Below are 251 nucleotides of genomic sequence, written 5' to 3'. Positions count from 1 at the left end.
GGGTGATCGAGACGGACCCGCAGGACAGGACGCGGATCTCGGCGTTCGTGGAGAAGCCGGGGACGACCCCCGGCCTGCCGGACGACCCCACGCAGTTCCTGGCCTCGATGGGCAACTACGTGTTCGACACGGTCGCCCTCGTGGCGGCGCTGAACCAGGACGAGGAGAACCCCGAGTCGAACAACGACATGGGCGGGGACATCATCCCCCTGTTCGTGGGGCCCGGCGAGGCCGGGGTGTACGACTTCACC

At 68.5% G+C, this 251-nt stretch carries 1 protein-coding gene; it reads left to right on the top strand.

The window, feature by feature from the left end; genetic code table 11:
* Positions 1 to 251: sugar phosphate nucleotidyltransferase (locus KVS67_RS12445; protein ID WP_254629375.1), on the top strand; the 251-nt coding region annotated here is incomplete at both ends.

It is taken from the genome of Micrococcus sp. GbtcB5 (assembly GCF_019091605.1).
Classification (GTDB): domain Bacteria; phylum Actinomycetota; class Actinomycetes; order Actinomycetales; family Micrococcaceae; genus Micrococcus; species Micrococcus luteus.
The sequence above is the reverse complement of the archived record's forward strand: the minus strand, read 5'-3'. Positions and strand labels throughout refer to the sequence as shown.